Origin of the sequence: Hallerella succinigenes (assembly GCF_002797675.1) — a bacterium.
In the GTDB taxonomy this organism is placed as follows: domain Bacteria; phylum Fibrobacterota; class Fibrobacteria; order Fibrobacterales; family Fibrobacteraceae; genus Hallerella; species Hallerella succinigenes.
This window is the reverse complement of record NZ_PGEX01000001.1, coordinates 454,371-480,198: the sequence shown is the minus strand read 5'-3', so window position 1 is coordinate 480,198 and position 25,828 is coordinate 454,371. Positions and strand designations below refer to the sequence as shown.

The window sequence follows — 25,828 nt, the reverse complement described above, 5'->3', positions numbered from 1 at the left end:
AGTGTGTGCCGGTCTTTTTTGAAATCACAATAAACTTAGAATTAGAAGCTGAAGGTATAGTTAGCTTCGGTGTGGAAAGCATCACCGTCGATGTCGCCAGAACGGAATTTGATCTGAGCGTCAACCGTCATACGGTCATTGATGCCGTAAGCTGCGCCAACCCAGAAGTTAAACTGAGTGTCACCTTGGTTGTCTTTCCAGTGTGCTGCTTTGTTAGCCGGATCGTATTCGTCATCCGTAAGCTTGTACTTGAATTCAGAACCGACGAACGGGGTAAGACCAATCTGTTCGATGAAGTAGCCAGCTTCCACGCCGGTTGTAAGAACGAGACCCGGATCGTAGTCGTTGTGTTCAAAGCCCCAATAAGTGCCGACTTCAGCACCGACGGTCAAGTTCTTGAGGAACTGATCGGAAGTGAACTGACCGCCGAAGTAAAAACCCCATTCATCCGTACCGATGTAGGTTCCTTCGTCTTCGTCACCGATCGGGAGGTTCATGTCCACAAAGACGTTGACGATCGGCATAATCGCATAGCGGACGCCGAAAGTGAAGTCCGTGATGCCAAAGCCGTCGGCGTCAGAGTCGTCGTCTTCCCAAGAAGCAATGCCGAGACCGCGGAGAGAAAGTTCCAAGTTCGGAATCACCACGTAGCGAGCGCTTGCATTGATGCCCCAGCCGGACCACGGATCGTCGGTGTCGTACTTGAACTGGCCCTTGACCTGACCTTTTCCGGCTTCCGGAACTTTGTAGTAATCCCAGGTAGCAAAGCTAGTTGCAGCAACGAGTGCTACAGCGAGTGCGATTTTCTTGAACATTGGATGTCTCCTATATAATAAGACTGTTTGGTTGTGTAACAACAAAGATGCTCTTTTAGGTCTTTTTTGTAAAGGGGGACTTCCTTTTGGGTGTGATAGGAAATACACTCGCGTGTTTTGGGGAACACGAACATTTTTCGTTTTATTCGTTTACAGGTTTGCTCTCGGCGGTTTTGGTGGCGGATTTTTTGGTGGTTTGGGCAGAGTGCTTGGACTTATTTTTGGTTTCGTCAAATGGAAAGAAAAATCTGCCTTCGAGGACACATCCACGGTCTCCCGGGTTGCATTCCTTGTTGCGTTTGTTGCAGTGCGTTTCGTCTAGATAGCGGCATTCCCAACTCATAAATGACCTCCGGCTCTTTTTATTAATCTAATGTTTTAAGCCGATTGTGTTGAAAAAATATCTATAAATTTATTTTTTTTTCGCTTGTAAGAGTATTAAACTCCATGTTTGGAACTTGGATACGTAGGGACCATGGATTCTATCGCCTCTTCGACCACGACATCACTTTCAAGAAAATCCCTAGGGACGTGTGGAGGTTTTAGAAAAGATTCCAGACAATTCATGATCCTGAAATTTTTCTTCAAGAGGAACATCGTTGCGAAGTTTTTCAACGACATCCTTCAGTTCCTGCATCGGAAGTCTTCTCTTTTGGCAACGCTTGTAAGACTTCTTGAAGCGACTAGTCCAAATAACTTCGTATATCATTTGTCTAAATCAGCCCACATTTCGTCCATGTCTGTATTTCGTTTTGTATGGGGATTTGACTCTAATTCCTTAGCCTCTTCAATAGCGGCTATCAGCTCCGTCGAATATCGAGGAAGTTCTATCTTGAAAGGGAGGCCACGGTGCAAAACCGCCTGTTGCAAGAAAAGGGAAAATGCCTGCGACATGGAAAGTCCTAGGCGATTGAACAAGTCGGTGGCCTGTTCGTTTAATCTGGAATCAATACGGAAATTTTTTGCTACTGTACTCATGAATAAATGTTTCACATAAATGGGCGAAAATGCGAAAATTCGTGTCTTTTCTGTAATTGTGTGAAACAAAATGTTGTGTTTTTAAATAAAATGTTTCATACAAAAGGAGCAAGATGGCGTCTCGTTCCCTATGTTATCCTGGAGGGGCGTAGCCCCGATAGGATCCAGACCAGCATTAAAAAGGGACCGCAGCGATGCGGCCCTTTTTGCGTATGGTGGGGGAGGAATCCCCCTGGCTTCAGCCCCTTTGGGTCTTCCGCGCACCCCCACTGCGGGCTTCAGACGCCAGCCCGCAACGCCTGGCTTATAGCAAAAAATGTTCGCGTTTTTATATTTACCTTATGCTTTCGAAAATCTTACAAATTTTATTCATCGCTTGTTCCGTGGTTCTTTCGCAATCTGTGGAAACGGGCGAATCGTTCAATAAATATATGTCCCCTGATGGTGGGATAAACCCTTTATCTGGAACGGTTAGCTTTAGTGTTCCTCTTGCAACGCTGTCTGCAGGGGGCGTATCCACCTCGTTTGCTTTGAATTATTCGGGTAATGTTTCTCAGAGTGTAAAAAATCGAAATGACTTGAGTCCGACTAGCTGGGTCGGTTTAGGTTGGTCTATGGGTTTTGCAAAAATCGTTAGCGAAAACAATCATTCGATGAGTCTTTTAGATGATTTTTATTACTTGGTAACTGCAGAGGGTATTCGTTATAAGTTGATTTATGAGGGAAATCGATGGTGGATTGAAGGTTTGCCATATTGGTTGGTTGAAAGACATGTTGAAACAAAAATTTTAAGTGGCAAAACTTTTGAAATTGTCGTGGGATGGATTTTGACGGATGATTCGGGCAATAAATACCAGTATGGTGATATGTCTTATTGCATGTCTAATACTTTAGATACTGCTTGTAGTGCGCAAGGGGCGACGGCATATGAGCTAGGTTTTCCTGCATTTGGGCATACGGGTGAGTCTATCGATGGAAACGATGTCCCTTATCCCGTTTCTTGGAGTCTAGCTAAGATTTATGATTGGAAAAATAATTCTTTAACATATTCTTATTACCAGTTTCAGGAAAAAATAAAGCATGGTTCCTGGACTTCTCAAAACAGATATACAAAAGAAACATACTTAAAAGAGGTTCGTTCCTCGATGGGTTCTTATGTAAAGTTTGTTCTTTCGGATAAAAATGAAGGTGATTTTGAAGGTGAAGTGGTTGATGCTATCGGAAAAGAAGAACTTTCTGCTGATGATGAAATTGATGCGTTTGTGGACCCCCTGAAACGAAAATTCTTGTCTAAGGTAGAACTTTATGGAATGGATGGCGAAATTTTGCAAACGGTAGGTTTCTGTTATGAAGCTTTGAAAGTTTCTCCAAGTCTAGACGCCGACGAAAATAAAAAATACACCAAGCGTTTATTGACACGAATAGTGTGGGCGAATGGCGCCGGAAAGGAAACGAAACGAGAATCGTATGAATACTACGATAATGTGTATAAAGCGTATTTGAATGATTCCTACGCGTTAGGCATGATGAAGGAAATTCAGGGGGCGAACTGCGGAAAAGTGTCATTTGATTATGTCTATCAGGCCATAGATAAACAACCGTTGACTATTCACTCGGAGAAATTGCCTGTCGTCAACGTGTCGCTAGGTTACTTGGAGGACGGAACTCCCTATTTGTTAGGTGTTGACAAGAACGAAAAAAAAGTTGTTGTTTATTATTGGCGAAACGGCGCCTGGAATATACGAAAGGAATTAAGTTCACTGCCGTATCATGACAAAGGGTATTTTATTACGGAGAAAAACAACTGGTTCGCCTATGTGACAGGTGATGGCGATAGTTACGATATGTATCCTGTTGTATGGGATGGTGCTTCGTGGCAAGTGAAGCCATATGTTCATGATGATGGTGATAAGGAATTGGTGCTTACAGGTCCTAATTATATAGTAAAGGGAAATCTGTCTTCAGACGAATCTACCCTGACGCTCACAGTTCCTTGGACTCTATGGGGAAATACTTTTGTAATAGATACTCTTTCTGCTGATGAAGGGAGTATGGATAATCAGTTCCTTCAGATTTATCCGTCGGAAAATCATATTGCTGTATCTTATATAGGTGAAGATTTGGGAAACAACTACCGAGTAAGAATTTTTTCTTTTAAGTACGATGCATCCGGAATTTCTGTCCAAAAAACCTATGATAATGATGATTTGGACGACGATAATCGTTACTATTGGGGAAACGGCTATTTGTTTGGTGCCGTGGAGTCCACTGGCCTTTGGGGGCAACGAGCAGAAGCGTATCATTGGAATGGTAGTGGTTGGACAAAATTGCTTAACTATGATGTTCATGGGGTTCAGGGCGTTCCGAGGGCGCAGGCTGTAGGTTATAATTATGTCGCTATGCGACACAATGACAACGATGACTTGACTTTATTTGATTGGGATGGTGAATCCTGGCGGATTCCTTTTGAAAATAGGAATATGGTCCACCATGATGATTTTGACCTTTTGAAAGAGGCGGAATGGGATGCTGTTGGGAGTAGCCATTTCTTTGTGACAAGAAGACCCAAAGTAGACAACATTATTAAAATCCCCTATTTTTGTTGGCCGAAATTTAAGCGTTGGGGTGTAAAGTGGAAGTGTAAATATGTGAGAGTGTGGAGTGAAACCCACTCCGGTGCAAATATTGAATTGTTTGAGCGGCAAAATGATGGTGGGTGGATAAGATATGGTGAAGTAAATACTGATGATTCCAAAAGTGAAAAACATTTGGTTGTTGGCTCGAATTGGTATATAGAGAAACGATCAAACAAGGCTTTTCTGTGGGACGGCGTAAAATGGAACGAAGAACAACTTGATATAAATTGGAGTCACTTTGAGGATATCCGAACCCCGAGCGGACAAGGACCGACTACGGTCGAACTCTTTGACGAGTCTTATACAATAGGTGATTTCTTTGCTGTTGAGGGGTCGACTGGACTGCCGGAAGAAGGAACGACAAGGGTTTATTATAAGAAAAATGATTCCTTTGTGAAAAATAAGGGCGTGTTACTTGTAGAAAAGAAGACTGTTCAGGATCCAATAATTGACAAAGAGTATTCTTACAAGTATGTTTATAATTTTGACAATGCTCCGGATGTTGCCTTTGATTATGTGAATAATACACCTTTAATAACGACCGTTCGCGTTGAATTACCAGATAATTCAGGGATGATTGAACGAGAATTGTGCCCAATTGATTACAGTGATGTCGGGCTTGGACTGGGAAAAATTTGCGCTGAAAGAACCTATGTGGGGGAAGTTATTGAAAAAAGTTCAATTTCCAAGTATACTCGTTACCATAATTCAAATTGGCCGAATCTGTTGCATGTCGATGCAGTCAGTTCTGTTGAAACGTATATCAAGGGCGTCAAGAGTAAGGATTCGATAGAGTATAATATTGCGCTTAATGGACTGCCCTCAAGAAAATTGTTTTTTGAAAACGGTTCGAATGATATCTCTAATGAGCAGGTTCTCAGATATTCGGCGGAAGAATATGCTTTTGAACGTAATGGAAATCATCTCCGCAACCCATTGCTTTCTTATTCATGTAAGCCCAATTGCACTTCGGGAAAAGTAGTTCAGGCTACGGCGGCTCGTTATGCCGCTGCAAACGACTCAATAGGAATACCGCACCTTGTTGAGGAATGGATTTATAATCCTGATAGCCTTGTAAATGGCAATTCTTTCCAAGGAATTCCTTGGGCGCTTAATGAGAACCCAAGTGGTATATGGAAAAAGAATTCTGCTGTATTAAAATTTTTGAACGGTTTTGCAGTAGAAAAAACTGATGCACTCGGAAACAAGACTGCAAGGGTTGTTGATGATGACTCAATTGCTTTTGAACGTGCCGTGGTGCAAAATGCCGGATTTGATGAAATTCTTGTTGTTCCTGGTGATCGTTGTGACGAAAATGGCATGGAAGTGACTAGTGAATGTCACTTGTTGCCTTTACAGGGAAGAGCGACCGATGGCGAAGGTGCGTCTAATGGTCGCTTTTCAAAAGTCGTGATGGATTTGAGATATGGCTTTTCAGGTGTCGTCAAGCAGGCAAGGCAAGCTAAATATCGTTTTTCCGCATGGGTCCAAAATGCGGACAACACATCTGCAACAGTTACGTTGTCACTTAATGGAATACAGAAATATAACTGGACTTTAGATGGAAATGCGGCCGGTAATTGGCATTATGTCGAGTGGGAAGGCGAAGTGAATTCGGGTTTACAGAATGTTTCCTTGTCTAGTACGGGAAATACTCGTGTGCAGGATATCCGGATGATCCCCGCTGGTGCTGCAGCCATGGTCAAATACTATGATGTACACTTCGGGATGCCTGTTGCCGAAGTTGATGATCGAGGTGTTGGTAAGCATATTACGCTGGATGAAAACGGACGGATCAAAAAGACTTTTGGTGAAGATGTTTCCGGTAGTCTACGGCTTGTAAGCGAAAATGATTTCATCGATGCAAGATGTAGCGATCCTTCTCTTGGTTCAGATGACTTGGCGTCTTTATCTTTTGATTCCAAACCGATTCTTCAGTCTTCGACTAATCGAAACTTGCAATATGTATTGGCCGGAAACAAGGAGGATGTAGTTATTTCTTGGGAACCAAAGAATTCGGAAGATGCAGTCCGTTATCGTCTTTATGCGGACGGAGAGTCTGCTTCGGCTGGATGGCATTACGACTGTTGCTCTGCTACCGATGGGTTGTATGCTACGTTTGATGACAATACCTCATATACATTGGAAATAGATGTCGGGGCGGACAGTGTCGGGATTTATACTGTGCATATTCAGAAAACCTCTTCCGGGTGGGTTGGCTATGGAAATATTTTGAGAAAGGCTGAAATGCCGCTGTTTATTAGCAAGGGAGATTCATCGAAAATAGTCTATTCTGCACCAGATGGAGTCTATACGGCTGATTTTAGTGGAAATGCATGGATTGAAAATCTGGTAACTTTGCAAAAGTCTAAGGCTTTGTCGGGAACAACGTCTGGTGGAAACAGCTATTTGCTTTCAATGCCGCGAATCCTGATGGTTGATTCTACTAGCAACGAAAATGCTGAACTGTTCTCTGGCAATTCAGAAACATGGAGCAACAATGGTTACATTTTTGATGCCTCCGTATACGGGCTTGATTTTGCTATGTCGGCGAATTCAACTGGCAATGTTTGTGCGGCCTATGTAAAGACAGCTGCCCATGATAGCACAACGCCTTCGGTACTTGCTTCCAGTTGCTTTATAAACAATGTATGGATGCCTATAGGTGGCTATACGGTGTTTGGGCAAGATTTTGATGCGCCTCCATCTGTTGTACCGGGTATTATAGAGAATGGCGATGTGTTTGGCGTTGATTTGACAACAGGTCCTGGCGGAAAACTCTATGTGGCGTATGTTGCACGAAATCCCTATTTTGAACTATATAAGGATGATGTGATTGCTGAACATGGAGATAGCGTTTCTTCTCCCAAATTCTTGATTATAAAGAGGCTTTTTGATTCTTCGGAATCAGGAATATCTGGCTCAGGAAGTATTTGGGCGGGGCCGACTCTTACAAAGGATTCTGCTTCGGGTGACATGCTCCCGAATTATCTAGGAGATTTTGTCTTTATGGATGATTCAATACCACTTACCATGGTGAAGCAGTTTAAGATTGTTGGCGATGCTGACTATATCTACCTTGCTGTCGCATACAATGTCTCTGTGGACAATACTGGTAAGACTGCTATTACGGTTCTCAGGGGCGAATTTGTCGACACGGAAGATGAAGATGGTATTCCCGAGCATAGACTCCAGTTTACTCCCTACGAGGATGCTTCTATTGTAAATTCTGCGGGATTACCCGTTGAACAGGAACGCCGGATTATTGCTTATTTAGAAAGTGATGCTCCGTTTGATTTTGCTGTTCGGAATGGAATCCCTTATGTCTTGTTTGCGAATAGTCAAAACGAAGATGGACTCACTCTTGTAAGTTATCGAGATTCACGATGGCTTTCTGTTGGTATCCCTGCTTTCATTAAGTCAAATAAAATGGTGAATTCGGCCAGCTTGGCTTTTGGCTCAAATGGAACACCCGCTGTTGTTGTACGGGCATCGGATAAAGAAACGAAAAGTCGCAGAAAGCATATTGTTCCAATGAAGTATGTATCGGCGGATGACGTGGATATAACTCTTTCTGGAATTCAGGTTACGGGTGCCGTGACAACAATTTCGTCCGAATTCCGTCAATACATTTTAAATTATTCGGCCAAGGTATTGTCGAATGACTCTGTCATTGAAATATCACCCGCCTTGATGGAACCGCTGGATGTAGCTTCTGTGCAGGTGCTTCATAACGGGAATCAGGTTTCCTATGAGGGTGTCAATTTCTTTGGTGCACTGATATCGTGGGTCGGTTCAATATTTTCTCCCGGATATAACTTCCAGGATTTGACAAGTGAAATTCATTTGGAACCTGGAGAGAACCGCATAGAAATAAATGTCATCGGGGCTAATGGCGTATCTTTGACTTATACGATAGACCTGGTTAGGGAGCACCCGACTGCGGATTCATCGGATAAAACATTGCAATATAGTATCAGTACCAACAGCAATTTGATTCCTGTCGGCATAGCTTTGGATACGGCACTATATGTCAGTAGGGGGGATAGTTCGTATCGTAAATTCTGTATTCAGTTCCCGTTCGGCGTTCGTCTGTGGTTCAAGGGAACGACCTATTTCCGCAGCACCTGTGTTGATTTGGATTTCTCCAAGGCTTCAATCGATACGTTGTTCCTGGAGGATGAATATGGAAATAAGCAAGTTATTTTCGTTGAAGATGACAACATTGCTGAAAACAAGAATGAAAGCGATGACGATAGTAGCGGAGTTGACGAACATGAGAATATTCCTTTACCGTATAGGAATTTGTTAGGGCACAAGGTCTATGCTACAGGATATATGGCCCTTTATGATCGGGCTTCGATTTCTGCCGATGAAGTTGTCGGTGAAACGGTCGAGGTTTGCGCAGGAGCAAATGTTCTTGCACAGATGACTGTTGAAGGGGATGTCTTGTTACGGTCCAATTCAAATGTCGAGGATATTACTTTAGGTGGAAATCTGTATATGCAGGATGGTGCAACGCACGGACAAATTGAACATAGGGATGTCCATATTGCGGACATACCTGTAAATTATTTCGTTACAGGAATAACGGATTTTATCGTCGGCGTGAATGATTCGGCAACGATATCTTCTGGTGCATATAAGGATTTCCATGCCTATGCAAATTCGGAAATACATTTTGAGGAGGGGGAATATTATTTCGACTCCTTTGTCGTAGAACCTGATGTCAGGGTGTACTTTGATGGCCCTGTTCGTCTGTGGGTACAAAACGGTATCAGCATTGCTGACCGTGCGGGGCTCTATAATTCTCCAGGTGGAGCAGAAAATGTATTCCTTTATACGAATACAACTGACTTGATGTATTTCGGAGTCTATTCTGATTTTGCGTCCATTCTTGTCGCTCCGTTCGCATCCGTGAGCCTTGCGCCCCGATCCAGGTGGGAAGGGCTTATTTGGGCCAACAACATTTATGTACAGGCGGATGCCGTAATTGAATAGGAGGAAAAATGAAAAAGACACTAATTTTTCTATTCCTGATTGTCGGATTTTCCTTTGCGGATGTCATTGCCCAGCGATATAGCGATGGCAAAATTCATAGGGCGCTCCCTAGCTGGATAGACATGTCAGATGCGCAAGTTGTTCCTTTTTCGGTGAACGGGACAGTTCTCAGTCTTTCTGAAGCACATCAGTTTACCTATATGTCGCGAACATATTCGAATCTTACCATTTATGCCGATGGCCGCATTTCGTTTGGAAATTCGACTAACGGTCTTGATAAGGACATCGAACCCTATCTACAGCCTATTTCTGCCGATGTCAACATGGGAAACTTTTTTAGATGGAGGTCTATTGTCGATGCGAATTCGAATTATCTTACCGTTGTAGAAATGGGACCGTTTCTGTATAGGGGAAAATCCTATTCTGTCCAGTCGTCTTTCTTTATAGACGGTGAAATTCAGGTACAGCTATGGCAAAACGATGTTGCTCACGCCAAACCGGAATTGCTTAATTGGATGCGTCCGGTCTTGTATAACGGAACTGTAAAAACACGTCCGGAGAAGAAACAAGTGACCAGAATGGATGTCTATGGGCCGAATGGTTTGAGACCTGGATGGATAGCGAAATCATTTAACGGGGCCGGGGTTTCTATTACTGAACCAAACGGCATTGGGACTGGCCTTCTTGTGAATATGGGAACATTTTCGCAAGCTGGGGGACTCCTTGCTTATGATTATTCTAGAGAGTACCCCGTAGTTGGTGGAATACGTAACATCGAAGTCAAAATGCTTAATCCGGTCGATGTTGACGATAGTCTTTGCATTTGGTATTTCAATGAGTTTCAAGGAACTGCAGATGCGTATTATCCGTCCATGAAGAAGAATCAGACGATGGGGGTATTTAGTCCCGAAGATTACACTTATCAGTGGGGCGGCCCTTTCTATACGTCATCTTATGTAACTAGGCCGGCTCCAGGTTTCAAATTTCAGCTGGCTTACCCACAAAACCAAAATATGACATTTAGAATAGGCCGGATTGTATACAATCTAAAGCAACTCCCGTCAATCCAGTTTCTGCCACCTAAACCATATCAGTTGACTTTTTCGATTACGGGAAGTGGTCGTGTATCGATGAACTCCCCGTCGGGTACTTCTCCGTTTAGTCTATACGAAGGTGAAAAGGCTTCCGCTTCCATAATAGGCAAGGCCGGTTCGACGATAGAACGGATTACGGTGAATGGAAAAGTTGTTGTTCTCAATGGAGAAATTATTTCGAAAATGCCTCCCATAAATCCGTCGTTTAATGCAATGAGAGATGCAAATGAATATGTAAAGCTTTTTAAGGTCTATGGAAACAGGCCGTATTCGAAGATTGATTTTGATATCACGGCCATGCATGAAAATGTGAATGTGGTCGTTGAATTTGCTCCCTGTGAGGCGAGGACGCTCGATGTCGTACCGGAAATGGTAAAGACCGATTCCTATCTTGATCCCGTCAACCAGTCAAATGCGAGAAAGTTTACATCGGCATTTTTCAAGGACGCCTTCGGTTCGACTGTGCAGAAGCAGGATTCTCTTGCTGACGGAAAGTATATTGTGTCAGCCGTATATAGTGACGCTCTCGGAAAAACAAAATATGAGCCGATGTCGTTTGTGCGTGATACGACTGCATTCGGGTATATGGATATGGCTTGCGAAGCCTGTGTGACCGCGGCGAATAATTATTACGACGGAACCGATTCTACAGACAAACCGAATGCGGAGAGTAATGCCTTCACGGAATTCGAACCGAGATATGGAAATACTTCCGGTTCCTTCGGAAGGAATGCAGGGATAGCGAGGCGTTCTTTTGAATATCAGCAGCAAGTCCAGGAAGCCTACGGTTTGCCCGCATCTGTTGCGACGGACTTTCTCTATTTGAATTATTTGAACGAAGACAATATATCGGATAATTTCAGGAAAAGAATCAAGAACCCTGGCGGAAAGCATTTGACGATATCTCGCGATGCTGAAGGGCGTTATACGCAAAGTGTAACGGATGAGAAAAACAGGACTGTATCGACATGGACATACGATGGCGAGAATGAACTCGTTGTCATGAACGAGTATGATGGCTATGATAGGTTGATTCGATCTTATCTTAGGGATTACCCTGCGTTTGCGGATACGATGGGCTATGATGCCATGGGTCGCCTGCTCTCGAAAAAATCCAATGACCGTGGCCTGGTGGAATATGCCTATGATTCCTTGGGAAATTTAAGGTTTACGAGAAACGCTCGCCAGAAGGCTTTGGGAAACAACTACTTTATGGCGAATGTATATGACGGCGAAGGGCGTGTTGTCGCAATCGGCGAAGTACATGGCGGTCATGACTTTGCAGCCCCAAATACGGCGATTGCCTCCGCAGCTCTTACTCCCATAGTCCGCACAGTTTACGGAAAGCCGACATCCGATACATTGACCCTATACGGGGTAAACCTGAACAGTTCGCTGCTTGGAAACATTCTGTCTCAGATGGACGGAATACGCGATTATGATGTCGGGGCTATCATTGCCTACGACGGTGAAGGTAATCCTGTATCTATAAAAATGAAGTCCTATGACCGCATTGGGCGCATGTCAAGACAGTGGGTCGTCTATCTGTTTGACGATGTTCCCGCGGTACAATTGTCCTATGTCTATAACTTGTCCGACGAGCTGGCTTCTTCGACCTATTCGGAATGGGATGGAAGCGGTTGGACGCAAAAGTCAACAAGGACTAGAACTTATGACAACAAGGGACGCCTCGTTGAAACACGCGAAGGCAATTCCATGTTGGCTAGCTATACGTACAGTGCAAATGGGAATGTTGTATCCAAACATTATTACGATGCGGGAGCAGAGGTGTTTGCAAAAACCGTTCGGCGCGATGTATACGGAAGACCCGTTGTACTGGACTATAGGAACGGCTCTACGGAGCTTTATTCTGAAAACATATCGTATGAAAATCCCTTGTCTGTGCGACAGTCAACCGTGGCAAGAGTGTGGGCTGATGCGGGAACTGCAGGCCGAGTTGTAGAAAATGCTGGCTATACCTATGACTATCTGGGCCGTCTGACGGAAATGTCCGGAACTAGGAACGCAAGCTATCGTTATGACGAACTTGGACGCCTGACTGCCAAGCGCGAGGGTTCCCAAGCTGTAGGGTATTACTATGGTTCTCAGAGCCATCAAGGCTACTATCGACCTCATGGTATGACGATTTCGGGTAGAAGCTACACCCCGTTTGAGTACTATTCCTATGACGCATCCGGAAATGTGTGGCTAGACCGTTATGCTCGTGCCGCCTACGAACTGGATGCCAGGGCGTTGCCGGAGAATGTTCGGTTGTATCCTGAAGTCCCGTCTGGAATTTCGCAGAATAATTTGGATGATTTCGAGTCTTTAGAATTGGCTCGAATCCGTATGGCCTATGACGAAAACGGCCAGCGTATGTATTTTAACTATGGTGACGGAAGTTCCGGTTACGGTGAGGCGACCCTGGGCGGGGTGGGCGTTTACCGCAAGGATGGAAGTGGGGATTATACTCTTGTACGGGAGGATTTGATTGCAGGCGGCTACCGCAAAGATGGCGCAGCGTATTTCCCTGTGACGGATGTTCAGGGCAATATAAGGGGCTATGCAAATACATCAGGAGTCCAGAGCGCATACGCCTATTACCCATACGGGACACTAATTGACTTGGCTCATGACGATGCTGAAGATTCAAGACGCTGGCAGGCCAAGGAATTTGATTCCGACTTGAACAAGTATTACTTCGGCGCACGATTCTATGACCCGCTCTTTGGACTATGGCTTACGCCGGACCCTGCCGGACAGTTTGCGAACCCCTATACTTATGGTGGTGACCCGCTAAACTACATTGACCCAAACGGGGAAAGCGTAACTGCGGCCATCATTGTGGGGGCCGCTATAGGAGCCGCTATTGGCGGAACAGTTTCGGCGGTGAATTGCAGCGGGGCAAATGAAGTTGGCTGTGGAAAAGCAATAGCACAAGGTGCTGCAATCGGAGGAATTGCTGGAGCTGCAAGTGGAGGGGTCGGAAGCGCAGTCAGCGGGGCGATAGGCGGTGTTGGTGGCGCGATTGCTGGTGGTGCTTCTGGTGGTGCAACTAGTGGGACTATTAATTACTTGGGAAATTCAGTTACAGGCAATGGTTCCGTTGATGGTATGGGACTGTGGACTGCTTTTTGGCAGGGGTCCGTTAGTGGAGCGATAAGCGGAGGTGTAAGTTATGGCCTATCGGCTTGGGGGCAAGCTTTTGGTGGTTCTTGGTATAACCCTGCAACATATTTCGGAAATGTCCCTGTTGTCAATAGTGCAATGTCTTCGTCTATATCCTCAATGGTCTTGGCGGAAATTAATGGCGATGATGTAGGAGAAGCTGGATTGAAGGGACTAATGTTTGGGGGACTATCGTCAATGGCAAATTCTCTTGCAAGTATAGGTTTGGTCTATGCTGCTAATGCTGTTGGTGGAACGGATGCCTTAAATAACCTCTATGGAGAAAAGGCTGGGATTTGGATGACAGAAAAACAAGCGGTTAAAGAAATGAGAACTAGCCCAGGTGCCGTTTCCGCCTCTGTGGCGAATGATCCGGTGGGGTGGGCTATTGCCATATTGTCTGGAGGCGGTCCTTTCAGTCATGTTCGAGGTAGTGATATTGAAGGTAATGTTTTAGAAAATAACGGGAACGGGGTGATGGAATATCAAAATGCGGCGGATGACGATAAAAGTTCAACCAGATTAACTTTTGTTTCAAAAAAATATGCCGATAATTATCATTCCAACGTTACTGTTAATAACATGAAAGGAATGGGATATCTAAAAGCTGGTTTATGCACAGGTGCTGTACATGAGCTGAATCCTTTTTATCGGGGTGGAGCTCCGAATAACCTTATTCCGTGGCGGTATAGATATCATTTTTATCCGGGAGGATTATGGTGAACTTCTCCAAAAAAAATATTATGTGTATTTTCATTTGTTTAATATTCATCGGTTGCTCAAACAAGGAACTTTTAGCGGTGAGAACGTGGCTAGTGACCGATGATGTTTATAATTTTGATGAAGATGGTTATCTTCTCCCTTTTGGTTATGAAATGCATTATGGTTTTAACAATACTTATTATCCTGAAATACCCAAAAGCGAAAAGATTGACTTGCCTGGCTTTTTTTACAGTAGAACTTTCTTCAAATATCCTCTTATACCATATCATGAAATAAAAAATGCGGAAATATCCATTTCGATGACCGAGCGTTGCACGGAAAGAAAACAAAAAAAATATTATCTGTTGGGGAAGTACAAACCGAGCGATTCCGGGGAAAAGATTACGTGGATACATACAATGGTGTACTTGGGTGAAAGAAATTTTCGGAAAAGAAAAAAAGATGAAAAACATTGGCCGGAGAAATATTTTAATTCCACATATTCTGATTGCTTAAAAGATTCCATTTTTTATGAAACATGTGTAATGAAACGTATAGAATACGATTCTAGCTATAAAATCGAGCAGTGTTTTTAGGGAATGTGTGTATGAAATTCAAAAGAAAATGGATTGTATCGATGATAAATTTTCTCATTCTTTCGTGTGCAACGCCAAGAAATACTCAAGATATTGTATTAACGACTGATTTGATTGACCCATATTCTTATAAAATGGCAGAAAGGTATTATCAATCTTATCTAGGGAAAAGTGCAGAAGGCGATGAATCTAGATACAAAGTGGAGTATTATCTTGATGGAGAAGAACAAGAGAGCAATTGTATGCAGGATTATAATGAACAAGGCTTTGATTGCCTTACAGGTTTTTGCAATGCGTTAATTGGAGCGGGCGATCTTGGAGGATGTAAGAATAAATTAAGACATGAGGCCCTTTTTCAGTCCTTTTTAGTGGAAATTAATACAGGAGAAGTATATCGGTTGGTAAAATACCAGACTTCATTTCTTGAATATGATAAAACCATTGTTTGGACTAGGATTTATGTCGGAACAAAAGAATTTGAAAAGAAAACCGATTTTTTACGCTATGGAAATACGTGTTCGAAACAAGAGCGTTCTTTCAATGCTATATATTCAGAGAATTTGCAAGATTACATTTATTTTCAAACGTGCATTTTGGTAAAAGAAAATGAAAATTCTGACAGGAAATGTCAAGAATGCTTTTGATTAGTAGTGGCTATCGCAAAAATGGCTTGGCCTATTTCCCTGTGACGGATGTCCAGGGCAATATCAGGGGCTATGCAAATACATCTGGAGTCCAGAGCGCATACGCCTATTACCCATACGGGACACTAATTGACTTGGCTCATGACGATGCTGAAGATTCAAGACGCTGGCAGTCCAAGGAATTTGATTCCGACTTGAACAAGTATTACTTCGGCGCACGATTCTATGACCCGCTCTTTGGACTATGGCTTACGCCGGACCCTGCCGGACAGTTTGCGAACCCCTATACTTACGGTGGTGACCCGCTAAACTACATTGACCCAAACGGGGAAAGCGTAACCGCGGCCATCATTGTGGGGGCCGCTATAGGAGCCGCTGTTGGCGGAACAGTTTCGGCGGTGAATTGCAGCGGGGCAAATGAAGTGGGGTGTGGAAAAGCGATAGCACAAGGTGCAGCTGTGGGGGCCGTTGCTGGAGCAGCTAGTGGAGGGGTCGGAAGCGCAGTCAGTGGCTTGGCTACGGGTGCTGCAGGAGTTCTTATGGAATCTGGTTCAGCTGCGGCTTTTGCTGGTGGTGCTGTTGGTGGTGCAGCAGGTTCTGCTGCTGGTTATACATCAAGTTATTTTTTGAATAACACTTTGGGGAATCGTTCCGAATGGAGTTGGTGGGGGCGGAATGGTTTTCTAGCACAAGTAGGCATTGGAGCAGTTTTAGGAGGAACGCTGAGTGAAATTCGTTTTCAAACAGATGTCAATTATCAATGGAGTGTATACGAGGAAACATATAGTTTTGGCAAACGTTTTGATTTCTTAAATCGAGTTGCCAATTATATAGGAAATGAAGAAGGTCTAGCTTTAGGAACGATATCTGTGGATATGACACAGGAATATTTTCGGGTAGAAAGTGCTACCAGCAAAACCGGATTTGTAGATGCAGAGGGAGCGACTGATAATTTGGGCAATATAAAAATTGCAAAATCAGCCACCACATCAGCGGCGAATTTTTATGAAACTATTGCGCATGAAGGTCTTCACCAAAAATTTAATTATATGGGATCTGGTAATATGGGACTGATGTTTAATAATAGTATTGATGCCGAAGAAGCCCTAGTAAGAGATCGTTTATTAGATCATAAGTTTAATAAATTCTGGCCTAATGAACGTGCGAAAGAAATCGCTGATTTAAAAACATTTATTGAAAGAAAATCAACAAGCAAACAAACAATAAAAACTTTAGAAACTTTTGGAAACCGAAGGCGCTTGTACAATATTCTTTTGGAGACGCAGCGAAGATGACTTTTAGATTTCTTGTTGTAACCCTTTTAGTGATAAGTGGTTGTGCTGTTTTGAATGGAAACCGACATCATTGGAGTGTGGAAATTTTTTCAAAGAGAATTAAGGACTCATTTCATAGCAGGTATGCATATGAACCAGGGGAAAAGTCTATTTTACGCTATAATGTGTGTGAAGAAAAAATAGAGAATCGAATAATTTTATACCCTTGTTCTCTAGAATATAAAACATCAAAGAATATCTAGAAACTTTACAAATAAAAGCGAGTGGGGTTGGTGAGTTAAATGTTCTATTTTTTTATTATGCGGCACAAATGTATTATTTTCCCAAAGATTCAGGTTCTTCTTCCGTAAAACCTATTTATTCGTTTGCGTCTGAACGGGGACCTATTTATATAGATGATAGTGGAGCGAAATTCGCTCTTTGCCAATCTACAGATGGAATAAAATGTGATTATCTTTTTGCAGAAATATCAGTAAAAAAATACTGTGATTCGTGTATTACAATTTATCATGAATTATATGTGAATTTAGTTTTAAAAGAAAAAATGAATGCAGAAATTCTGCTGAATGTCTTGAAGGAAGAATCAGTGGCAGATGAAAATTATATTCCGTCTGATGTAGTTAGGCATACATGGCCTTATTACAAGATAGATGGCAATAAAATGGCAGATTACTAAAATTTTTTGCATGGATGATATCGTGTATCAGAAGGCTTTGGGAAACAACTACTTTATGGCGAATGTATATGACAGCGAAGGGCGTGTTGTCGCAATCGGCGAAGTACATGGCGGTCATGACTTTGCTGCCCCAAATACGGCGATTGCCTCCGCAGCTCTTACTCCCATAGTCCGCACAGTTTACGGAAAGCCGACATCCGATACATTGACCCTATACGGGGTAAACCTGAACAGTTCGCTGCTTGGAAACATTCTGTCTCAGATGGACGAATACGCGATTATGATGTCGGGGCTATCATTGCTTACGACGGTGAAGGTAATCCGGTATCCATAAAAATGAAGTCCTATGACCGCATAGGGCGTATGTCAAGACACTGGGTCGTCTATCTGTTTGATGATGTCCCTGCGGTACAATTGTCCTATTGTAAGCTTCCCTGTTAACTAGGATTTGCTTTAGCATATCTGGGAATGGACTTGAACAAGATTGTTCGCTGCAACTTGTTCGAGTCCTTTCTTTTTTACTGAATTGCCAATTCAGCAGATTTTATACTGGGTTCAATTAATTTGCCCTCCTCTTCAGGCAGTTTGTCGTGAATTCTGTGAAGGGCTTCGATAAAGTCCTTTGACTGAGTTTTGGCTGCGATATCGTCAAAGACTTCGCTGACCCAACAAATTTCGTCTACTGTCGCCTGATTTTCCAAGAACTCGATTGAATGAGTATTCCGGAGTGAATTACACCATGAAACCGGAGTAATGGAAACCGGCGTACCGGTCAAACGGAAACCGCGATTCCGGAGACAAGGAAACCTGTCTAATTTTGGCCTGCACAATTCCGTGCGAACAAAATAGACAGGAGGTCTAATGACCAAATACCGCGAAATCCTCAGGCTGCGAAGCCTGGGATTAAGCCAGAACGACATTGCGGCAAGCTGCCAGGTGTCAAAAAAGACCGTAAACAAGGTCCTGAAACTGGCCAACGAGTACAATCTCCGCTGGCCCCTGGAAGAACGTCTCACCGACAGGGAAATCGACAAGATCATACACCCGAACGGTAAAGAGACCAGGAAAATCACCGACAGGAAGTTGCCCGATTTCGACCACGTTAAGAACGAACTGCTGCGCAACGGCGTGAACAAGAAGCTCCTCTGGGCGGAATATCTTGAAGAATGCAGGCTCGAGAATACCAAGCCGCTGATGTACTCGCAGTTCTGCCACTACATCCTGCAGGACGAACGCGTCCGCAGGGCTACAATGCACATCAACCGCAAACCCGGCGAGCAGATCGAAGTCGACTGGGCCGGAGATCCCGCATACATCATCGACCCCGAAACGGGGGAACAGAAAAAGGCTTACGTGTTCGTAGGCGTTCTCAACTACAGCATGTATGCCTACGCGGAGGCCTTCCCGGACGAAAAACAGAAGTCATGGAACGACGCACACATCCACATGTTCGAGTTTTTCGGCGGAGTCTCGAAGATGCTCGTGCCCGACAACTGCAAGACCGCAGTGACGCACAACAGGAAATACGCGGACGAACTGAATTCGAGCTACCAGGAACTTGCCGAACATTACGGCACCGCGATCATTCCCGCCAGGGTTCGGGCCCCGAAGGACAAGGCCAGCGCAGAGGGGACCGTCGGCAACGTGTCCACATGGATCATCGCTGCGTTGAGGAACGAGGAGTTCTTCGGCATCGGGGAACTCAACCGTGCCATCCGCAGGAAGCTGGAGGAATACAACGAAAGGCCGTTCCAAAAGAAGGAGGGCAGCAGAAAAGGGTTGTTCGACCTGGAAGAAAGAACGTTCCTCTTGCCGCTGCCCCGGACACGCTACGAGAACGCCACATGGCGCAGTCTTACGGTCCAATTCAACTACCATGTCTGCGTCGAGGGCAACTTCTATTCGGTCCCGTTCGGCTTCATCGGCAAGAAGGTGGATGTCCGTGAAACCGATTCCATCGTCGAGATATTCGATGACGGGAACAGGATAGCGTCGCACGCAAAAATGCTCGGCTGCAAGGGAAAATATAGCACATTGGCCGTCCACATGCCGGAAAAGCACCAGAAGTTCCTTGAATGGGATGGCGACCGTTTCCGCAACTGGGCGCGCAAAATCGGCTACAGCACGCTGACGGTAATCGAACGCGTGCTGGCCAGCAAACCCATTGAACAGCAGACGTACAAGGCCTGCATGGCGATCCTGTCGCTGGCGAAGGACTACTCCGATGTCTCGCTGGAAGCCGCCTGCGAACGGATGATTTCTTTCGGGGTTACCCCGACTTTCAAGAGCGTCCAGAACCTGCTTGCGGCAAACGGCGACAGGACCAAGAAACCTGCGGAAAGGCCGCGGGGGATAACCCGTGGGGCCGAATACTACAGGAGGGACAATGACTAACGAAGCGACACGGAACAAACTCATCGAGATGCGCCTCAGCGCCATGGCGAACGCCTTCGATGCGCAACGGGACGATCCGAACATGTCAAGCATTTCGTTCGACGACCGTTTCGGCCTGCTTGTGGATATCGAATATTGCCAGCGCAAGAACAACGCCCTGCACCGGCTCGTGAAACGTGCCGGGCTTGAGCAGAAAGGAGCCAATATCAACGAAATCGACTACTCGTCGGGCAGGAAACTGAACCGGGATTTGATTGCCAGGCTCGCTTCCTGCGAGTTCGTTCGCGAAGGCCGCAACGTCTTCATCACCGGGGCCACGGGCAGCGGCAAGACCTTCATGGCCTGCGCTTTCGGTTACGAGGCGTGTCGCCAGTTCTACAACACGAAATTCGTACGTTTGCCGGATTTGTTGATAGAACTGGAGATGGCCCGCGAAAACAGGACCTTCACGAAGTCGATGCTGAAGTACACGAAACCGGCGTTGCTGATTATCGACGAATGGCTGCTGCTGAAACCCAGCGAAAGCGAACAGAAGGCCATCTTCGAAATCCTGCATCGGCGTAGCGGGAAATCGTCCACGATTTTCTGCTCGCAGTACCCTTCCTCGGAATGGTACGAGCAGTTGGGCGGTCTTGCGAACCCGTTGACGGATTCCATACTTGACAGGATAATCCACAACGCCTATACGATAGACATCCGCAGTTCCGACCCGCACAAAGACATCTCCATGCGGGAAATCTACGGACTGGATAAAAAGTTAAGCCGCTAGAGCGGTTTCCTGCATTCCGGTCTGGCGGTTTCCGCCATTCCGGAATGCCGGTTTATTTTCGCCGGAATATTCAATTGAAGATACGATATCCTCAGAAAGGAAGTTTGCCAAGTTTTCCCAAGCAGTTGTATCCCCAGCAACAATGAAACCATCCTTGTCAATTCTTTCTTGAATCAATTTTTTGAATTTTTCCTTGTCAAGCATATAATACTCCTATGGTTGATTGCTATCGGGAAAGGCTGTTGCTATTTGCCCATTTGTTTTGATTACACCTCCACGAAGACCTTTAAAAGTTCCGTACATAATTTGACCGTCAGGAACATTGCGGTTCCTGTGTAATTGGGCTACATGTTCTCCTGCCCGTTTAATAGTCTTTTCACTCCATGACGCGGGGAACCAAGATTGGTTTATCCCCGTACGTTTCGCTCTTGTCGAATGCAAAGGGATGTTTCCTACACGAACACCATTGGGATAGATTTTCACAATATTGTACGCAATACCGTATTTATCTAGTCGTCCCTTAAAATCCCGCCCAGCCCGCATAACTGTTGGGAAAAACTGATTTCTACCCTGTGAAAATATTGCAAGGTTTTCTAAAATATGATTGAAAACCTTGCAATTTTTTATGTACAGACCGCCAAAATCCCACGCACAGACAAGCCTTTTCTGTTCCCTTGAGGAGCAGTTGAACCACAAGCACCCCCTCTACGTTCTCGCGAACAAGATTGACTGGAACAAGTTCGAGACCGAGTTTTCGAAACGGTTTGACGACAAAATGGGTGCGCCGAACAAGCCGATCCGTCTCATGACCGGGCTCATCATCCTGAAGCACATCCGCAACGTATCGGACGAGTCCGTCGTGGAGCAGTTTCAGGAAAACGCCTATTACCAGTATTTTTGCGGAGAACGGTTCTTCTCGACGGAGCAACCCTGCGACCCGAGCGAACTTGTTCACTTCCGGCACATGATTGGCGAAGCGGGCATGGACATGATCCTCAAGGAAAGTATCCTCGTCAACGATGACCACGATAAACAAGGACCGACAGGATGCGGCACGGTCTTTCTTGACACGACCGTGCAGGAAAAGAACATCACGTTCCCTACAGACGCCAAACTTGCGAACAAGATAATAGAACAGGTACAGAGGATCGTGGAAGAGCATGATCTTCCGCAAAGACAGTCCTACAAGAGAACCTTGAAGAAGGCCCATCGTGACCAGCGTTTCCGCAATCACCCGAAGAACGGCAAGAAGGCTCACAAGGCAGATCGCAGGCTGAAGACAATCGGGGGACGGCTCGTCCGTGAATTAGAGCGAAATCTCGCCAGCAAGAACTTGTTGAACACGTACAAAGAAAAAATCGAGCTTTTCAAAAAAGTTCTGGCACAGAAGAAATGCGACAAGGACAAGGTCTATTCGCTTCACGAACCCGAAGTAAAATGCATCGGCAAGGGCAAGGAACACAAGAAATACGAGTTCGGCAACAAGGTGTCAATCGCCCGGAGCTACAGCGGCATCATTGTCGGCGCGGTCTCGTTCCGGGACGAGTATGACGGACATACGATAGACGATACGCTTGACCATGTTGAACAAATGCTTGGATTCAGGCCGAGCCAGGCCGCATGCGACCGAGGCTACCGCGGACAAAAGGAATCCGGAACGACAAAGATCGTGATACCGGACGTCCCGAAGAAAAACGCGACTTACTACCAGAAGGAAAAGGCTCACAAGCTTTTTTGCAAGAGGGCAGGCATCGAGCCTATCAACGGCCACCTGAAAAGCGACCACCGTATGGGTAGAAATTTCTACAAGGGAATCTTTGGCGACATGCTCAATGCAAAGCTTGCAGCAGCGGCGTTCAACTTCAAGAGGGCCATGAGGCGCTTTTTTGTCCTGTTGGAATGGCTATACTGTTGCTTCCTTTGCCGGGAAGGGGTGAATAAAAACGGCGAACCTCCTTATCCTGCGCTCGCGAAGTGACTTTTTAAGGGTCAACTATCTAGTCGTCCCTTAAAATCCCGCCCAGCCCGCATAACTATTGGGAAAAACTGATTTCTACCCTGTGAAAATATTGCAAGGTTTTCTAAAATATGATTGAAAACCTTGCAATTTTTTATGTACAGACCGCCAAAATCCCACGCACAGACAAGCCTTTTCTGTTCCCTTGAGGAGCAGTTGAACCACAAGCATTCCCTCTACGTTCTCGCGAACAAGATTGACTGGAACAAGTTCGAGACCGAGTTTTCGAAACGGTTTGACGACAAAATGGGTGCGCCGAACAAGCCGATCCGTCTCATGACCGGGCTCATCATCCTGAAGCACATCCGCAACGTATCGGACGAGTCCGTCGTGGAGCAGTTTCAGGAAAACGCCTATTACCAGTATTTTTGCGGAGAACGGTTCTTCTCGACGGAGCAACCCTGCGACCCGAGCGAACTTGTTCACTTCCGGCACATGATTGGCGAAGCGGGCATGGACATGATCCTCAAGGAAAGTATCCTCGTCAACGATGACCACGATAAACAAGGACCGACAGGATGCGGCACGGTCTTTCTTGACACGACCGTGCAGGAAAAGAACATCACGTTCCCTACAGACGCCAAACTTGCGAACAAGATAATAGAACAGGTACAGAGGATCGTGGAAGAGCATGATCTTCCGCAAAGACAGTCCTACAAGAGAACCTTGAAGAAGGTCCATCGTGACCAGCGTTTCCGCAATCACCCGAAGAACGGCAAGAAGGCTCACAAGGCAGATCGCAGGCTGAAGACAATCGCGGGACGGCTCGTCCGTGAATTAGAGCGAAATCTCGCCAGCAAGAACTTGTTGAACACGTACAAAGAAAAAATCGAGCTTTTCAAAAAAGTTCTGGCACAGAAGAAATGCGACAAGGACAAGGTCTATTCGCTTCACGAACCCGAAGTAAAATGCATCGGCAAGGGCAAGGAACACAAGAAATACGAGTTCGGCAACAAGGTGTCAATCGCCCGGAGCTACAGCGGCATCATTGTCGGCGCGGTCTCGTTCCGGGACGAGTATGACGGACATACGATAGACGATACGCTTGACCATGTTGAACAAATGCTTGGATTCAGGCCGAGCCAGGCCGCATGCGACCGAGGCTACCGCGGACAAAAGGAATCCGGAACGACAAAGATCGTGATACCGGACGTCCCGAAGAAAAACGCGACTTACTACCAGAAGGAAAAGGCTCACAAGCTTTTTTGCAAGAGGGCAGGCATCGAGCCTATCAACGGCCACCTGAAAAGCGACCACCGTATGGGTAGAAATTTCTACAAGGGAATCTTTGGCGACATGCTCAATGCAAAGCTTGCAGCAGCGGCGTTCAACTTCAAGAGGGCCATGAGGCGCTTTTTTGTCCTGTTGGAATGGCTATACTGTTGCTTCCTTTGCCGGGAAGGGGTGAATAAAAACGGCGAACCTCCTTATCCTGCGCTCGCGAAGTGACTTTTTAAGGGTCAACTATCTAGAAGATGAAGATGTAATTTTCTTTCTGTAAAATAAATAATTCATGAAAAAAAAAGGCTCGCAGCGATGCGGCCCTTTTTGCGTATGGTGGGGGGGGGAGGCTTCCCCCTCGCTTCAGTCCCGGCCCCGCCCTCATTGTCATACCGGACTCTGTTCCGGCATCTCCATTATCCCGCCCAAGCCGGGTCTTCCGCTACCCCTTCTAGCGGGTGCTCATTCGTCGCACCCGCAACGCCCGGCTTTTGACAAGGTTATTCTTTACCTTCAAACAAATCGGACTGCCATTTTTCTATAGGGCGTTTTACCGGCAAAACGGTTCGAGGTATATTATTTTCGTCGCAAATTATTTCAGCAAGAGTTCTGTCGCCTATCTTGTATTTATGCACAAGATTTTCAAGATTGTCGAACTCTTCGCAACGATTATCGTCTAGATAACCGCTACCGTCCTCATCTTGCAGATGGATTCGAACTTTCCCGATGCCAGAAAACGGGTCGTCAAATTCAATGAGATACCATTTGCCTTCGTAAACAAATTCAATGCCAGTGGTGCATTCTTCGAAGAAATTTTCAACAGAAGTAAATGATATCATTGTGCAAGCTCCTGCACGTTATTCGGCCCAAAGGCATTGATAGCCTTTTTCTTGAAAAGCTTTGATATAGCTTTTTAGCATCTCGTTTGAGTAAGCCTTGTATATGGGATTGTTGCATTTTTCCCTGTCGTTAATGATGACGATTGTTCCGACTTCGCTTATTTGGTCGAGCAAAACATCAAAATCCGACTCCGTGTCTATATGAGAATCCAACCAAGATGCTTTTATAGACCGCGTTAGTTTTGAATTTGAATCATCAAACAACTCACGACGATAAGTGAAATTGACTAATGGGAATAAAGAGGATTTCTTATAATGGACCTTTTTTAATTCGATAGAGTCTGTCTCTGTCAAGTTGAAAAATTTTTGGTAACAATAGTTGTCCGACATGTTAAAACCAGAACCACACAGGCATATTTCTTGACTTAGCGAATTCTAGAGCCTCAACAACCTTTTGAACTGCGGATTTTTGAACTTCTTTTTTACAATGTTTTTGAAATTCTTTTGCTGTGTTCAGCGCTTCTGCAATGAATTCTTTGTTTAGAATACGGTCTTCGCTGATGTCAATATATACATCGAATTTTTCACAGTAGTCAAAAAGCAGGGAGTTGATAATTGAATTTGTTTCAGCTTCGGTAAGAGCCCATTCCTTGAAATTCCCTGTACAAGGGTCTCCCATTTGCTCCATATCAACTTCTAGCCCTTGTTGGTTTAATGGCACCAACATATAGCGCAAGATTTCGTTTGCGTTTTGCATAACTACATCTCCTTTCTTTTTAGAATTCTAAAGTGCGTGGCTTCATTGAATTGGCTTTTGGTTCTTCTTTGTTTTTTGCCTTTGTCGTTAATATAGTTTCTTGCGTCATTGCCATTGATGTCAAGAAAACTTTCCTTACCGCGTTTAGAGGTGTCTTGCAAGCGACAATAACCTCCTGTCAGCTACCGCAGGCTGCCCTTGTGCTGTCCGTTTGTGTGTGTCGGCC

At 45.0% G+C, this 25,828-nt stretch carries 20 protein-coding genes; 11 read left to right on the top strand and 9 right to left on the bottom strand.

Annotated features, from left to right (window positions below):
* Positions 1 to 41: 41 nt before the first annotated feature.
* The 4 genes from BGX16_RS02050 to BGX16_RS02035 all read right to left on the bottom strand — a co-directional run bounded on the left by BGX16_RS02050 (position 42) and on the right by BGX16_RS02035 (position 1,793).
* The gene (locus BGX16_RS02050; protein ID WP_100424558.1) at positions 42 to 815 is read right to left on the bottom strand and encodes a transporter; all 774 of its coding nucleotides are present in this window, start codon (positions 813 to 815) and stop codon (positions 42 to 44) included.
* Between the two features lie 142 nt (positions 816 to 957).
* Positions 958 to 1,158: a hypothetical protein gene (locus tag BGX16_RS02045; protein WP_100424557.1), complete on the bottom strand. Its 201-nt coding sequence runs from the start codon at positions 1,156 to 1,158 to the stop codon at positions 958 to 960.
* 180 nt (positions 1,159 to 1,338) lie between these two features.
* Positions 1,339 to 1,524 (bottom strand): type II toxin-antitoxin system YafQ family toxin, encoded by a 186-nt coding sequence (locus BGX16_RS02040; RefSeq protein ID WP_198514837.1) that lies wholly within the window; start codon positions 1,522 to 1,524, stop codon positions 1,339 to 1,341.
* On the bottom strand, positions 1,521 to 1,793 hold the full coding sequence (locus BGX16_RS02035; RefSeq protein ID WP_100426720.1) for a type II toxin-antitoxin system RelB/DinJ family antitoxin: 273 nt from the start codon (positions 1,791 to 1,793) through the stop codon (positions 1,521 to 1,523). Before BGX16_RS02035 ends, BGX16_RS02040 begins: the two co-directional genes overlap by 4 nt.
* A gap of 194 nt (positions 1,794 to 1,987) precedes the next feature.
* Here BGX16_RS02035 and BGX16_RS02030 point away from each other — a divergent pair, with 194 nt between their 5' ends.
* From BGX16_RS02030 to BGX16_RS02005, 7 genes are all read left to right on the top strand, one after another.
* A complete protein-coding gene (locus tag BGX16_RS02030) occupies positions 1,988 to 9,430 on the top strand; it encodes a cadherin-like beta sandwich domain-containing protein (protein ID WP_157797823.1) in 7,443 nt (2,480 codons plus the stop codon).
* Positions 9,431 to 9,438: 8 nt separating this feature from the next.
* On the top strand, positions 9,439 to 14,415 hold the full coding sequence (locus BGX16_RS02025) for an RHS repeat domain-containing protein (protein WP_100424555.1): 4,977 nt from the start codon (positions 9,439 to 9,441) through the stop codon (positions 14,413 to 14,415).
* Positions 14,416 to 14,507: 92 nt separating this feature from the next.
* Positions 14,508 to 14,990, top strand: coding sequence for a hypothetical protein (locus BGX16_RS02020; RefSeq protein ID WP_157797822.1), 483 nt, complete (start codon positions 14,508 to 14,510; stop codon positions 14,988 to 14,990).
* 11 nt (positions 14,991 to 15,001) lie between these two features.
* Positions 15,002 to 15,634, top strand: coding sequence for a hypothetical protein (locus BGX16_RS02015; protein ID WP_157797821.1), 633 nt, complete (start codon positions 15,002 to 15,004; stop codon positions 15,632 to 15,634).
* Entirely contained in the window at positions 15,625 to 16,929 is a 1,305-nt protein-coding gene (locus BGX16_RS02010) for an RHS repeat-associated core domain-containing protein (RefSeq protein ID WP_157797820.1), read from the top strand. The genes BGX16_RS02015 and BGX16_RS02010 overlap by 10 nt, the downstream gene beginning before the upstream one ends.
* 310 nt (positions 16,930 to 17,239) lie before the next feature.
* Positions 17,240 to 17,605 carry a hypothetical protein gene (locus BGX16_RS14445; protein WP_157797819.1) on the top strand — a complete coding sequence of 122 codons (366 nt, stop codon included), beginning with the start codon at positions 17,240 to 17,242 and terminating at the stop codon, positions 17,603 to 17,605.
* 10 nt (positions 17,606 to 17,615) lie between these two features.
* Complete coding sequence (locus BGX16_RS02005; protein WP_157797818.1) at positions 17,616 to 17,939, top strand: hypothetical protein; 324 nt, start codon at positions 17,616 to 17,618, stop codon at positions 17,937 to 17,939.
* 184 nt (positions 17,940 to 18,123) lie between these two features.
* On the opposite strand, the gene BGX16_RS02000 is transcribed toward BGX16_RS02005, so the two are convergent.
* Positions 18,124 to 18,381 carry a hypothetical protein gene (locus BGX16_RS02000; RefSeq protein WP_198514836.1) on the bottom strand — a complete coding sequence of 86 codons (258 nt, stop codon included), beginning with the start codon at positions 18,379 to 18,381 and terminating at the stop codon, positions 18,124 to 18,126.
* 85 nt (positions 18,382 to 18,466) lie between these two features.
* On the opposite strand from BGX16_RS02000, the gene istA reads away from it, so the two are divergent.
* Together istA and istB are read left to right on the top strand one after the other, a co-directional pair.
* Entirely contained in the window at positions 18,467 to 19,999 is a 1,533-nt protein-coding gene (istA, locus tag BGX16_RS01995; protein WP_095879300.1) for an IS21 family transposase, read from the top strand.
* Positions 19,992 to 20,768, top strand: a complete 777-nt coding sequence (istB, locus tag BGX16_RS01990) for an IS21-like element helper ATPase IstB (protein WP_100424549.1) — start codon at positions 19,992 to 19,994, stop codon at positions 20,766 to 20,768. Before istA ends, istB begins: the two co-directional genes overlap by 8 nt.
* On the opposite strand, the gene BGX16_RS01985 is transcribed toward istB, so the two are convergent.
* A complete protein-coding gene (locus tag BGX16_RS01985; RefSeq protein WP_100424548.1) occupies positions 20,757 to 20,972 on the bottom strand; it encodes a hypothetical protein in 216 nt (71 codons plus the stop codon). The two genes, istB and BGX16_RS01985, sit on opposite strands and share 12 nt — an antisense overlap.
* 9 nt (positions 20,973 to 20,981) lie before the next feature.
* Positions 20,982 to 21,311, bottom strand: a complete 330-nt coding sequence (locus BGX16_RS01980; RefSeq protein WP_100424547.1) for an EndoU domain-containing protein — start codon at positions 21,309 to 21,311, stop codon at positions 20,982 to 20,984.
* Positions 21,312 to 21,393: 82 nt separating this feature from the next.
* Here BGX16_RS01980 and BGX16_RS01975 point away from each other — a divergent pair, with 82 nt between their 5' ends.
* Both BGX16_RS01975 and BGX16_RS01970 read left to right on the top strand, forming a co-directional pair.
* Entirely contained in the window at positions 21,394 to 22,746 is a 1,353-nt protein-coding gene (locus BGX16_RS01975) for an IS5 family transposase (protein WP_198514835.1), read from the top strand.
* A 135-nt stretch (positions 22,747 to 22,881) separates the two neighbouring features.
* Positions 22,882 to 24,234, top strand: coding sequence for an IS5 family transposase (locus tag BGX16_RS01970; protein ID WP_198514820.1), 1,353 nt, complete (start codon positions 22,882 to 22,884; stop codon positions 24,232 to 24,234).
* 272 nt (positions 24,235 to 24,506) lie between these two features.
* On the opposite strand, the gene BGX16_RS01965 is transcribed toward BGX16_RS01970, so the two are convergent.
* Positions 24,507 to 24,845: a hypothetical protein gene (locus BGX16_RS01965; protein WP_100424546.1), complete on the bottom strand. Its 339-nt coding sequence runs from the start codon at positions 24,843 to 24,845 to the stop codon at positions 24,507 to 24,509.
* A gap of 391 nt (positions 24,846 to 25,236) precedes the next feature.
* Positions 25,237 to 25,602: a hypothetical protein gene (locus tag BGX16_RS01955; RefSeq protein WP_100424544.1), complete on the bottom strand. Its 366-nt coding sequence runs from the start codon at positions 25,600 to 25,602 to the stop codon at positions 25,237 to 25,239.
* Positions 25,603 to 25,828: the final 226 nt, after the last annotated feature.